This is a genomic window from Paenibacillus sp. WC2504 (assembly GCF_052682475.1).
The window spans coordinates 3,279,715-3,292,011 of record NZ_JBQZFH010000001.1 but is presented as its reverse complement, the minus strand read 5'-3'; the positions used below and the strand labels follow the sequence as shown (position 1 = coordinate 3,292,011).

The window sequence follows — 12,297 nt, the reverse complement described above, 5'->3', positions numbered from 1 at the left end:
CCCACTTCCCACTTGATCTTGCCTCCCACTCATACGTAAATGTATTCAGACAAGCAGGAAAATATCCCTGAAATCATCTTTCCCGGTGGCTAAGGCTTAAGTTTTTGTGAAAAGTATGGCATCATAGAGATTAGCAAAGTTTTCACCTAGAATGGAGTTGTATGTATCATGGCTTTAGACGGACTAGTCCTGCACGCGATTGTTCATGAATTACAAACGTGTGTCGGTGGCCGCATTAATAAAATTCACCAGCCCAGCGAGAATGACGTTATCCTGCAAATCCGGGCGCAAGGGCAAAATCTCAAGCTTCTACTTTCAGCGAATCCCACGTTCCCACGGGTTCAGCTCACGGAGCAAACCTCTTTGAATCCAATGGATGCCCCGATGTTCTGTATGCTCCTACGCAAGCACTGTGAGAACGGAGTTATTGAAGCCGTAGAACAAATCGGCATGGAACGTGTCATCCGGCTGCAAATCCGCCACCGAGATGAATTAGGCGATATGAGCACCAAAGAAATTCTCGTGGAAATTATGGGGCGGCATAGCAATATCATTCTGCTGGATCCGGCAACGGACACCATTTTGGATGGTATTCATCACGTAACCCCTGCCATTTCCTCCTATCGGGTTGTCATGCCAGGAAGCAAGTATGTCACACCGCCTGTGCAGGATAAGCAAAATCCACTTAACGTGGATAAACCAGCCTTCCTTGATGCGATGGCTCAAATGTCCGGGGAAGATTCCTCTAGTTCGGATAAACCCGAACATCGGCTTGTCGCCGCCTTTAGCGGGTTAAGCCCATTAATTGCCAAAGAGATCGTATACCGCAGCCGCAAGGGCGATGAAAGCGAACAAACGGTCGATCCCGACGCTTTGTGGCAGGCTTTTGACCGTGTGATGACGGCTGTGCGTCAGCACCACTACGAACCTATCATTACCGAGCAGACAAGTACCGGCAAATTGTTCTTCGCCATGACACCGCTCACGCACATTGAAGGCACGTCCACGACGTACCCGACGCCTAGCGCATGCTTGGAGATGTTTTATGGAGACAAAGCCGAAAGAGATACAGTCAAACAACGTGTGGCGGATTTACTCCGTTTTTTACAAAATGAATCGAACAAAAATGTTAAAAAACTGGAAAAACTGCAAGAGACCGTCGAGGACTCCAAAGATGCCGACAAATTTCGAATACTTGGCGAGCTGCTGACAGCTTCCCTGCATGCCGTTAACAAAGGGGACCGCGAACTTGAGACGATCAACTACTACGATGAAGATCAGGCCCTGATCAAAATTCCGTTGGATCCGCTGTTGACCCCGTCAGAAAATGCGCAGCGCTATTTTAAAAAATACACAAAAATGAAAAACAGTACCGCCATTGTCGAGGAACAAATCGAACAAACGCATCAGGAAATTACGTATCTGAATTCCTTGCTGCAGCAGCTGGGCGTAGCCTCCTTGACCGATATCGAAGAAATCCGCGATGAGCTTATGGAACAGGGCTATATACGCGACCGCAACAAAAAGCAGCGCAAAAAGAAGAAAAAAGATAAGCCTGCTTTGGCGTGTTATATGTCTAGTGAGCAAATCCCGATATACGTCGGCAAAAACAATACGCAAAACGAATTTTTGACCAACCGGCTTGCTTCCTCCTCCGATACTTGGCTGCATACGAAGGATATCCCCGGCTCCCATGTCGTGATCCGAAGCGACAACTATTCCGAGGCAACTCTGCGAGAGGCGGCGCAATTAGCCGCATATTTCAGCCAAGCCAAGCACTCCAGCCAAGTTCCTGTTGACTATACAGCGATCAAACATGTCCATAAACCGAATGGCTCCAAGCCTGGATTCGTTATCTATGTGAATCAGAAAACGCTATTCGTAACGCCGGATGAACAGGAAATCAAACAAATGAAAGTAACTGTAAAATAGAGAAAGAACCTAGCGCATCTTACTGCACTAGGTTCTTTTTGCTTGTGTTTATTCCGATTCCGCTTCTAATTTTCTAGCCAAATTGAGAAGGTACGCTTTCACCTGCTGCTGCAAATCCGGCCGTTGGAGGGCAAGTTCGATGGTCGCTTCAATGTAACCGAATTTGTCGCCAACGTCGTAACGATTCGCCTGCATCAAATATGCAGCCATTTGCTGCTCTTTATTAAGGACACGGAGAGCATCCGTTAATTGAATTTCTCCGCCGCGGCCAGGCTCTTGCCGTTCCAAGATGCCAAATATTTCAGGCATGATCAAGTATCGGCCGATCACGGCTAAATTCGAAGGCGCTTGGTCGCGGTCAGGTTTCTCGACCAAATCTTCAATCAAACGATAGCTGCCGTAGCTCGCCGCGGGGGAAACGATCCCATATTTGCTCACATCTTCCCAAGGCACTTCTTGTACAGCGATCACGGACGTTTCCGTCTGTTCGTAAATATCCAACATCTGTTTGAGTCCAGGTGGAGATGATTGCAGAATGTCATCGCCTAAAAGAACGGCAAACGGCTCATCGCCAATAAACTTGCGTGCGCAAAGGATGGCGTGACCGAGACCTAAGGGTTGCTTTTGCCGAATATAATGAACGTCAGCCAGGTTAGAGACAGACTGCACAATGTTCAACAATTGCGTGCTGCCTTTTTCCTCCAGCATCATTTCAAGTTCAACGGATTTATCAAAATGATCTTCAATCGCTCGCTTGTTGCGGCCGGTTACAATGATGATATCCTCAATCCCAGACTCAATGGCTTCTTCGACGATGTATTGGATGGCAGGCTTGTCCACAATGGGCAGCATTTCTTTGGGTTGCGCTTTCGTGGCTGGCAGGAAGCGGGTTCCTAAACCAGCCGCAGGAATGATCGCTTTGCGAATCTTTTTCATTAACGCGGCTCCTTCTCGGTTTGTAGGCTTTGTAAAACTTCGATCCCAATTCGTTTGGAACCGATAGGCGCATGAAAGACAACTCCGCCCCGTTCGCCGTGGAAATCTGAACCTGCTGTAATTAGCAGTCCTGTGCGTTGGGCAAGTTCAAGATATTTCGCTTCATCTTCCGGCGTGTGGTCGGAATGGTAGACCTCAATACCGTCTAATCCTTGCTGCGTAATAGCCTCAACGAGCGCATCGTCATGATAGATACCGGGATGAGCAAGTACGGCCTTTCCACCCGCTTCATGAATCCACTGGATGGCCGTTTCCGGTTTGATCCGCGGCGGGTTGGCATAAGCGGCAGCGCCTGTAGCCAAATACTTGTCAAAGGCCTCGCTAATGGAGGAAACATAACCTTTGTTCAGAAGCACGGCAGCAATATGGGGTCTTCCGACAGTATCCCCCTTGCGCTTAATATTCGCTACTTCTTTGAGCACATCATCCATCGTAATTTCTACGCCTAACTGCTGCAATCGCTCAATAATCATGTCGTTCCGAGCATTTCGGGTGTCACGCAAAGAGGCCAATCTTTCTAGAAACTGAATATCGTCGATTTGAATATAGTACCCCAGCACATGGATGTCTTGGCCACCCGCGACGGTTGAGATCTCAACCCCAGGTACAACTTCAATGCCAAGCTTCACTCCCTCTGCAAGCGCCTCAGCCACTCCTGAAACCGTATCATGATCCGTGATCGCAATTGCCGCCAATCCGGCATCGTGGGCCATTTGCACATTAGCCGCAGGCCGCTGCGTCCCGTCCGAAGCCGTAGTATGTGTATGTAAATCCGCTTCCATTTTGGCTGTCACATTGGCTGTCATTTCCACATCCTCCTTCTCCTGATGCCTTCACCGGTGCTGCACTTTTCAAAGAAAACGGCTTAATTCTTCCTGCCGTAAAAAGGTCATAAAACTAACTGCGGATATAGGAAGCAGCGTGGAATTTAAATAAATCGCATAGAAGCTGCGTTCAAACCTAATGTTCTCAATCGTCTTCACTTTAAACAGTCCTAGGGTCACCTCATGCTTAACCGAAGACTGCGATAGGATGGAAATGCCCAGTCCTGCTTCTACAGCTGATTTAATAGCGCCAGTGCTGCCTAATTCCATGACAATCTTCATCGTCGAGCAATCCATGTTGCAGCGGGCGAATTCCTCTTCCATTACCCTTCTGGTTCCGGACCCCTGCTCACGAAGCACGAATGGATATTTCAACACTTCTTCGAGTGTAACAACCTCCATGTCTGCTAAGGGATGGTCCGCCGGCACAATAAGCTTAAGCTCATCGCTTAGAATCGCTTCCGTAAGAACATCCGGGTGATGAATCGGCGCCTCGACAAGCCCGAAATTCAGCTGATGGCCAAGAACCTCATCGAGAATTTGTGTTGTATTCATTACCTTCATGGAAACGGAGATGTTCGGGTAATCCTTACTGAAGGGGCCAAGGAGACGAGGTAAAATGTATTCGCCCATCGTCAAGCTTGCGCCAAGTTGGAGACGTCCTTCAATCATTTTGGTGAATTTGGACATCGCCACGTCCGTCTCCCGGATCAACTCAATGCTATTTTTAGCAAACGGCATGAGCGCTCTTCCCGCTTCAGAAAGCTCAATCTTCTTCGTGCTGCGATGAAATAGCTTCACGCCGAAATAATCCTCGAGGGATTGAACCTGCATCGTGACGGCAGGCTGGGTCATATGGAGCGCCCCGGCGGCATGCGAGAAACTTCCTTTTTCCGCGACGGTATAAAAAATGTGGAGTTGATGAAAATTAAGTGCCATGAAAACCCGCCTCTCTTTGCTACCATTATATGAAATTGCGCGTGCGCAGTCCATTCAGACGTAAAAAAGAGCATGCCGCGATGGACACGCTCTTGATCCAGCTAATATCCAGTTACCGGCGCTTGCGGCTGTTCTTGATCAACGTCATGCGCCTTGAATGCCTAAGCCAAGAATAATATGATTTCAAATCACGAAGCTCCATGGTTTCGGACATTCTCCCGAGGAAGGTGACGATGATCATCTTATGCAGCGGATTGCCCACCAGATCCGTTTCATTCTCCAAGTGTGAAAACTCAGCAACGACGACAAGGTCATCATCAATCAGATAAACATCTTCTTCATTTCGATAATAAGGGACGATGTCACCATTTTTAAGCTTTTCCCATAGAAAAGCACAGATTTCCTCCAGTGAGTTGTTTTCACTAGAAACACGATCACTCCATCTCAGCTTCGCATGATTCGTGATCACGACATCCGCTACTTTCTTGTCACCCAGCTGCACGAAGAATGGTTCATAAGTACTCCATCTCCCCATTACTTTGTCTTTCATGATCACACCCCCTTTCCTACAAAAATGAGTCCGCGTACCTATTCCATGACTGTATGTAAGTTATAGTTTACTTGATTATAACTTTTTTTCCCATGTAAGAATATATAAAATTATTAATAAATATTTGTGAATTCATGAAAACATGCTTATTATCTAAAAATTCAAAAAATAAAAAAAGCTTCTTCCGAAGCTTTCGTTTTGCACTACAGCCTCAAAGGGTGTAAAATCTAGTTTTGTCCGGTACTTCACTACTGTATTCGGTTTTGATTTCGTTGCGATAAGACTTCTCTACTTTTTTGACGTAGGGCAGCTTAAGTAAACTGCGAGTCGTTTCTTCAACTTTGCTTGCATGTATATAAAGAACCGCATAATTCATTTTCTTGGATATGTAATGAAGCGAACCGAATCTTTCCAAGTTTCTGGCGGCTTTCACATCGTTAACCCAAATGATTAACCCGCTACGCTCAATCATCATGATTGCAACCTCTTTTCAATAATCCTAGTATGGAGTGATACCCTTACATGAAGCCTTCTAACACCATCGTCCGCGTGTACCGCGGGAACATAACGGAAAGTATTCACCGCGTTCATCTCGCGGTCGTTAACACCAAGGGCTCGCTGCTGCACGGTGCAGGCGACCCACAACTCCTTACCTTCGCCCGTTCGACGGCGAAGCTCATTCAAGCGCTGCCGGTCATCGAGTCCGGCGCGGCGGATCATTTCGGCCTTGGCGAGGCCGAAATCGCTTTGTGCTGCGCTTCCCACAACGGGGAAGCTGAGCACGTGAGCACTGCCCAAGGCATCTTGGGCAAGCTCGGTTTCCATCACGAGCACCTGCAATGCGGTGCTCATGAGCCCTACCATGCGCCGACCGCACAGGCGATGCGCGAGCGGGGAGAAGCGCCGACCACGCTGCATAACAACTGCTCGGGCAAGCATTCAGGCATGCTGGCACTTTGTGCGCACCTTGGGGCATCGCCGGATACATACATGAGCCTGCAGCATCCTGTGCAGCAACTCATGCTGGAGGCGGTGTGCGCCATGTCGGGCATCCCCAAATCGCAGATGGAGCTGGGAGTCGACGGCTGCGGCGTGCCCGTATTCGGCATGCCGATCCATCATCTGGCCCTTGCTTTCGCCCGGCTTGGAAGCCCGGAAGCGCTGCCTGAAGTCCGTGCAAACGCTTGCCAGAGAATCGTCGCCGCGGTGCGAAAATATCCTCAATTCCTAGCAGGCAGCGATCGCTTCGATACGCAATTAATCGAAGTCACGCAAGGCCGAATCATCGGCAAAATGGGTGCTGAGGGCATTTTCGCACTAACGGTTCCCGACAAAGGGTTAGGTTTTGTGTTGAAGATTGAAGACGGTAATCAGCGTGCGCTATATCCTGCTGTCGTTGAAGCGCTGAAGCAGTTAGACCTGCTTTCGTCATCCGAAGTCAGCAAGCTTGCTGCTTTTCACACGCCTACTGTTCATAACTGGCAAGGAACCGAGGTCGGAATCATCCGCCCCGATTTCCAGTTGTAACATGGGTTAACCGCAATTGCCGCTGCAGCTTCCGCCCGAGGAACATCCTTTGCCGGTTGGAAGCGGGTTATTGCTGGGAACTTTGATAGAATCAGATACGGCGTGAGCGATCGTCGTGGACACGGTGAACAATAAATCGTCCAAGCGATCCTCCGCTTCTTTGAATCTGCGAACAGCCTCGACCTGATGCAACTTGTCCTGAACCTCGTTCACAGCAGCCAATGCTTCGTGATAACTCGGGTGATAATGCCCGAAACGCTCGCATTCTTCGAAAGCATCTTTTTTTCTTGCAAAGACGGCTTTCAGCTCTTTCACTTCCGCACTGTTCTCAACAGCGTTCTTCCAATATAAATAATCTGCCACTTCAGCAGAGGAATTAATCATGTCACCCATGTCATAGGCCTGCATAAGGACGGCCGACATATCAATCGTTTCTGTTTCCATCGTCTGTAACATACCTATGTTCAACTTCCTTCCTCTTTAAGAGTATCTGACATCTCTACTATACCACAGTTCCTCAAGAGTTTCTTCCTTTTCTCTAGATATCCTTATCGTTAATACCCGGCAAAATCAATTTCATTTCCTCCCAATCCTCACCAGACCATGCAATCTCTTGCAATTCTTCTAGGCCCTCCAGGATCCAACCGGTGCGTTCTTCGCGCAAACTTCTAGGAATTATGAAGCGGTTCTGCCCTTCTTTGCGCAGCTGTAAACAGCTCTTCCATTCAATAGCTTTGCGAATCATTTCTTTACGCGTGGAGCCATGGTAAGAACGAAAGTCTTGCAGCCAACTTGACGGGATATCCCGCATATCCGGATACAAGTCGTCTCTTTCAGGGAGCTCGGAATCCATCTCGTATAACTGGATCGTATCTCTGGAATAACATAAGCCCGGTGTCTGATTGCCGTAAGGATTACCGGCTGCGTTGATGCCCAACCCATCCGGTGCTTTACGACTGCTTTTAGGGTTATATCCCATATTCTCTAAACATTTCGTAAGCTGAGCCAATTGCGCTTTGGGCACGACAAAATCAGCTGTGCCGACACGCTCCTGAAGAAACGGCTGGCACTTCTCATTTCTAAGCAACGCGTCTGCAATGTCACTTGATCGGCAGCGAAGCAGCGTTACCTCTTCAAAATGCACTTTGCCGGTCTGCTCGCCCCATTGCCGCAGTGTTATGGTTATTGGCTCAGGAATTTCATAATACGCATTCTCTTGCAGCATGGAAATGATCTCTTCACTACTTTGCCCCATTTCCCAAGCGCGATAAAAGCCTTCTTTTGTCATCCGGTAAGTACGAACATGATCCGTTTGCTTAAGGTCGGCGAACGCCGCGATCTCCCATTCCGTTCGAAGCGATGCATCAGGAAGCAGCAGAATTTCAAAGTCGGGCTGCACATAAAGTGAAGAAGCTTTGGATTGTTTTTCAGCACTATTGGATGGATCATCGCTGATTCCTACCTCTGATTCCCATTCATCCCTCAGTGAAATCAGCCAGCGAAACCATACACCGCCTTCTTTATCGGCAGCAAGCTCGATAAAACGGAAGATGGAGAGCGGCGTTATCCAGCAAGAGAAGAACGCACGCCAAATAGAATCAGCTTCTTTCATCTGATCGTATTCGGAGCAGCAGGCCATGATCGCTCCAACTATAGCATCCAGCTCAACCCATTGGCCTGTTTCCGCCCTCTCCATCCATGCTAAGCCATGTTGAAGCCAGACAGGTGCAGGAAGCTGCAGCTGCCGCCAAACGCCGTAAATCGCCTTCTGTTGACTCTCATAGCGGTCATCCAACCATGACAGGAACGCGTCCTTGCACACAACGAGCTGATCACCCTTCGCCGAAATGAAACCCATCCGAATAGCCATTTCTAACATCAGCGCTGTACCATCGTCGTAAATGTCTCTGAAAGCGTAGGTAATTCCCGCGGCACGCAGCAAGTCATTCGGAAGCGCGAGATGCTGGGTAAGCTTTGAGATTTGCTTTTTATGCAATGTCCCTTTGTTGGTCAGGGGAAGTGAAGACTGCTGCGAACACGCTACCATAAAGTGAAAGAGCTGCTGGGCAAGACCTCTCGGGTGCACCGTTGCTTCTTCCTCCTGCGAACCACTCGCTTGGACAGCCCCCGCTGGAATTAATTCTAGCGCGCTTCCATCCGCTATAGTCTTAAGCTTTACGGAAGGAAAAAGCAGTCCCTGCCATGCCTCAAAAGCATCCTCAGGCAGCACAAAAAGCTGCTCCCCCCAAGCTTTGCGGAAAGCGGCAATAACGCCTGCCCGTCTGAGGCCTACCAGTCCAATAGCGACTTGTGCGCCGGCCATACGGAGGCCCGCCTGCTTTTCAAGCGCATGGCTCGTGAACGACTCACAGCCGAATGCGCTAAGAATAAGACGGAGGGTATTTTTCTCATCTACTGACAAGTGAGACAGCAGTCTCAAGAGATATTTCCGGTCAGTCAGAAGATCAGGCAATGAAACTCCCTCTTTGATGTAAGTTGAGCACCAAGTTTGGCTGGAAATAAGCTGCTTCAGGGCTTCCGGCATTCGACTCACGACATGCTCATATCTCATACTGTTCTCCTTTACGATCTTTCGTGTCAGGACTCCAACACGTAATGCAATATTCATATCCTTGTTCAACCAGAAACAATTGACGCTTCATGGCAAAGTCCTGCTCTTTCGTATCCTCGCTGATGATGGAATAAAAGACGGCTGCATTCGCACCGCTGCTTTTCGGGCGAAGAATTCGCCCCAACCGCTGCGCTTCCTCTTGACGTGATCCATAGCTGCCGGAAACTTGGATAGCCACCGCGGCATCCGGCAAATCAACGGCAAAATTAGCTACCTTAGAGACAATGAGCAGGGGCAGCTGCCCCTTTTTAAATTGATCATACAGTTCCTCTCTGTGTTCATACGGCATTGAACCGCTGATCATCGGCGCACCAGTGTGGGCTGAAATTTGTTCTAATTGATCAATATATTGGCCAATAATCAATGTCGGTTCATCGCCATGGCGCCGCAGCAAATGGTCAATCACCTGTTGCTTGGCCCTATTTTCGCCGGCAATCCGAAATTGCTGTCTGGCGCTGGAAGCACCGTACAGGTCGCGATCGCTTTCGGAGAGAGGAACGCGCACTTCCTGGCAGGTTACCTTAGCAATCCAGCCTTGCGACTCGAGTTCTTTCCATGCCATATCAAACTTCTTGGGCCCTACTAAGGAGAAAACATCTTCCTCTCGGCCATCTTCTCTGATTAGGGTAGCAGTCAACCCGAGTCTGCGAGTCGCCTGAATGTCCGCTGTTGCGCGGAAAACAGGAGCAGGAAGAAGATGCACCTCATCATAAATGATTAGCCCCCATTCTCTTTCGCTGAATAAACGCATATGAGCGAAGTCATCTTCTTTTTTCCCACGATGTGTCAGGATTTGATACGTAGCAATAGTGACTGGCCGTACGTCCTTCGTTGTTCCGTTATATTCGCCGACCTGGTCTTCCGCGAGCCCTGTTTTGCTCAAGATTTCCCGCTTCCACTGCTTAACGGATGTGACATTCGACGTAAGAATCAACGTCGCACAGTTGCATCTTGCCATGGCGGCGATACCAATCACCGTTTTACCTGCCCCGCAAGGCAGCACTAGGACGCCGCTTCCCCCTTCTCCGATGCGATGGAAGGCATCCACTGCACTCTTTTGATAGTCGCGCAGCTGAAAAGGCTCTTCCATTGTTTCTTCGTCGCGCAGTTGGATCGGAAGAAATTCACCGCTTCGGTATGCGGCCAAATCTTCAACCGGAAAGCCAAGCTTGATTAATTCCTGCTTCAACACGCCGCGATATGCTGGAGAAATAGCAATAGCCCGCTCGCCGCGGGTATCTTCTAAATATTTTTTAAGCGAATCGTACGCACGAATTTCTCTTAGTATGACCGTATCGTCGCTGACGAGATAAAGTTCGCTGCCGACGTCTTCCATGCGTAACAAGCCATAGCGGTTAGCATATTTACGAATCCCGCTTAGCACAGAGGACGGTACGCCGAATTTCGCATTTTGCTGCAAACAAGCTGACATTTGTTCGATCGGCATCCCGGCAGCCGTTGCATTCCACAGCGATAACGGTGTAATCCGGTACATATGGAGATGCTCAGGGCTTTTGATAAGATCCGCAAAACGGGATAGAACCCCCCGAACGGACTCGAATTCGGGATGATGCGTCTCCAATAAGACTGACAAATCGCTTTGTACGATCAGAGGACGAGTAGGATCTACTTTCACTGGTTGCCATCTCCTTTCTCACTAGTATGAAAGGAAAGGACTGGATTTAAACCTATCTGGCCTGTCTGTTTTATTCTTAAAAAGCAAAACGGGCAGCCCAGCGGCGAACGCTGGACTACCCGTCTGATGATCTCTATTCAACGCGAATTGCTTTCTCCTGTGCAAGCAAGCAGAGTTCTGCTGCTTTGAACGTATGAGCCTGCGTCATCGCATTCTCCGTGCGATTGATGCAATCAAGGATCAATTGGCCAAAGAAAGGAAAACCTACTTGTCCATGAAGACTATAGTGTTTCTCACCTTGTTGATTGACCAGATATAACTGATCTCCTTGCGGGTCGCGCGCAATGTCAATATATTTGCGAAGCTCAATATATCCTTCTGTTCCCAGAATCAGCGTACGTCCGTCGCCCCATGTTCCAAGACCGCTCGGTGTCAGCCAGTCCACACGGAAATAGTTGGTCGCCCCGTTATCCCCAACAAGTGTAGCGTCACCGAAATCCTCCAGCTCCGGATAATCCTTCGCATGGTAGTTCGCTACTTTACTGCTTACAACGGTAGCATCTTTACATCCCGCATAATGCAGAAATTGCTCAATTTGATGAGACCCAATATCACACAGAATGCCGCCATACTTGTCTTTTTTGAAGAACCAATCCGGTCGGCCTGCAGCACCCAGTCGGTGCGGCCCAAGTCCGATGACCTGCACTACGCGCCCGATAGCGCCTTCTTCAATCAACTGGCCGGCAAACACAGCGCTTTCTACGTGTAGACGCTCGCTGAAGTATACGGCATACTTACGGCCAGTCTCTTCTACCTTAGCTTTGGCAGCGGCAAGCTGATCTAGCGAAGTAAATGGCGTTTTGTCTGTAAAGTAGTCTTTGCCATTCTCCATCGCCCGGATGCCTAACGCTCCACGCTCGGATGGAACTGCAGCCGCAGCAATCAGCTTAACTTCCGCGTCATCGAAAATTTCTTGCTCCGAAGAAGCTGCTTTGGCTTGCGGGTATTTTGCAATGAAAGCTGCTACTTTCGCAGGATCTTGGTCGTAGACCCATTTCAGCTCTGCTCCAGCTTCCAGTAAACCATTGCACATCCCATAGATATGACCATGATCTAAGGCAATAGCTGCGAAGACGAACTCGCCTTTTTGCACGACGATGTTCGGCTTGCCTTTTGGTGCATAATTCATTCCATCGCTTTTTTGCATATCCGAATTCCTCCACGGTCTTTACCCATATATTGACGGGGTGAAATGGTCAGT

At 48.8% G+C, this 12,297-nt stretch carries 11 protein-coding genes; 2 read left to right on the top strand and 9 right to left on the bottom strand.

The genetic code is table 11. The annotated features are described in order from the left end of the window. The first annotated feature begins 168 nt into the window (after nucleotides 1–168). Complete coding sequence (locus ACUN27_RS14455; protein ID WP_445559069.1) at nucleotides 169–1,932, top strand: Rqc2 family fibronectin-binding protein; 1,764 nt, start codon at nucleotides 169–171, stop codon at nucleotides 1,930–1,932. Nucleotides 1,933–1,980: 48 nt separating this feature from the next. Here the strand turns inward: ACUN27_RS14455 and galU are convergent, their stop codons facing one another. From galU to ACUN27_RS14430, 5 genes are all read right to left on the bottom strand, one after another. After that, nucleotides 1,981–2,868, bottom strand: coding sequence for a UTP--glucose-1-phosphate uridylyltransferase GalU (gene galU, locus ACUN27_RS14450; protein WP_315951265.1), 888 nt, complete (start codon nucleotides 2,866–2,868; stop codon nucleotides 1,981–1,983). Further along, the gene (locus ACUN27_RS14445) at nucleotides 2,868–3,734 is read right to left on the bottom strand and encodes a PHP domain-containing protein (protein ID WP_445559068.1); all 867 of its coding nucleotides are present in this window, start codon (nucleotides 3,732–3,734) and stop codon (nucleotides 2,868–2,870) included. The genes galU and ACUN27_RS14445 overlap by 1 nt, the downstream gene beginning before the upstream one ends. A gap of 45 nt (nucleotides 3,735–3,779) precedes the next feature. Continuing rightward, a complete protein-coding gene (locus ACUN27_RS14440) occupies nucleotides 3,780–4,691 on the bottom strand; it encodes a selenium metabolism-associated LysR family transcriptional regulator (RefSeq protein ID WP_315951269.1) in 912 nt (303 codons plus the stop codon). Between the two features lie 112 nt (nucleotides 4,692–4,803). Then, entirely contained in the window at nucleotides 4,804–5,241 is a 438-nt protein-coding gene (locus tag ACUN27_RS14435; protein ID WP_127452184.1) for a hypothetical protein, read from the bottom strand. Between the two features lie 211 nt (nucleotides 5,242–5,452). Continuing rightward, nucleotides 5,453–5,716 (bottom strand): YlbG family protein, encoded by a 264-nt coding sequence (locus tag ACUN27_RS14430; RefSeq protein ID WP_127452182.1) that lies wholly within the window; start codon nucleotides 5,714–5,716, stop codon nucleotides 5,453–5,455. 47 nt (nucleotides 5,717–5,763) lie between these two features. Here ACUN27_RS14430 and ACUN27_RS14425 point away from each other — a divergent pair, with 47 nt between their 5' ends. Continuing rightward, on the top strand, nucleotides 5,764–6,768 hold the full coding sequence (locus tag ACUN27_RS14425) for an asparaginase (protein WP_326062173.1): 1,005 nt from the start codon (nucleotides 5,764–5,766) through the stop codon (nucleotides 6,766–6,768). A 6-nt stretch (nucleotides 6,769–6,774) separates the two neighbouring features. Here ACUN27_RS14425 and ACUN27_RS14420 read toward each other — a convergent pair whose 3' ends face one another. The 4 genes from ACUN27_RS14420 to ACUN27_RS14405 form a co-directional block, all read right to left on the bottom strand. Beyond that, entirely contained in the window at nucleotides 6,775–7,224 is a 450-nt protein-coding gene (locus ACUN27_RS14420; protein ID WP_127452411.1) for a YlbF family regulator, read from the bottom strand. Nucleotides 7,225–7,306: 82 nt separating this feature from the next. Continuing rightward, the gene (locus tag ACUN27_RS14415) at nucleotides 7,307–9,340 is read right to left on the bottom strand and encodes a helicase-associated domain-containing protein (RefSeq protein WP_326062172.1); all 2,034 of its coding nucleotides are present in this window, start codon (nucleotides 9,338–9,340) and stop codon (nucleotides 7,307–7,309) included. Then, nucleotides 9,330–11,036, bottom strand: coding sequence for a DNA repair helicase XPB (locus ACUN27_RS14410; RefSeq protein ID WP_326062171.1), 1,707 nt, complete (start codon nucleotides 11,034–11,036; stop codon nucleotides 9,330–9,332). The genes ACUN27_RS14415 and ACUN27_RS14410 overlap by 11 nt, the downstream gene beginning before the upstream one ends. Before the next feature lie 133 nt (nucleotides 11,037–11,169). Then, nucleotides 11,170–12,243 (bottom strand): Gfo/Idh/MocA family protein, encoded by a 1,074-nt coding sequence (locus ACUN27_RS14405; protein WP_315951273.1) that lies wholly within the window; start codon nucleotides 12,241–12,243, stop codon nucleotides 11,170–11,172. Nucleotides 12,244–12,297 lie beyond the last annotated feature (54 nt).

Bases quoted from the DNA above. Each gene is read 5' to 3' on its own strand.
- ACUN27_RS14455 (WP_445559069.1), top strand. From the start codon at position 169: ATGGCTTTAGACGGACTAGTCCTGCACGCGATTGTTCATGAATTACAA.
- galU (WP_315951265.1), bottom strand. From the start codon at position 2,868: ATGAAAAAGATTCGCAAAGCGATCATTCCTGCGGCTGGTTTAGGAACC.
- ACUN27_RS14445 (WP_445559068.1), bottom strand. From the start codon at position 3,734: ATGACAGCCAATGTGACAGCCAAAATGGAAGCGGATTTACATACACAT.
- ACUN27_RS14440 (WP_315951269.1), bottom strand. From the start codon at position 4,691: ATGGCACTTAATTTTCATCAACTCCACATTTTTTATACCGTCGCGGAA.
- ACUN27_RS14435 (WP_127452184.1), bottom strand. From the start codon at position 5,241: ATGAAAGACAAAGTAATGGGGAGATGGAGTACTTATGAACCATTCTTC.
- ACUN27_RS14430 (WP_127452182.1), bottom strand. From the start codon at position 5,716: ATGATGATTGAGCGTAGCGGGTTAATCATTTGGGTTAACGATGTGAAA.
- ACUN27_RS14425 (WP_326062173.1), top strand. From the start codon at position 5,764: ATGAAGCCTTCTAACACCATCGTCCGCGTGTACCGCGGGAACATAACG.
- ACUN27_RS14420 (WP_127452411.1), bottom strand. From the start codon at position 7,224: ATGTTACAGACGATGGAAACAGAAACGATTGATATGTCGGCCGTCCTT.
- ACUN27_RS14415 (WP_326062172.1), bottom strand. From the start codon at position 9,340: ATGAGATATGAGCATGTCGTGAGTCGAATGCCGGAAGCCCTGAAGCAG.
- ACUN27_RS14405 (WP_315951273.1), bottom strand. From the start codon at position 12,243: ATGCAAAAAAGCGATGGAATGAATTATGCACCAAAAGGCAAGCCGAAC.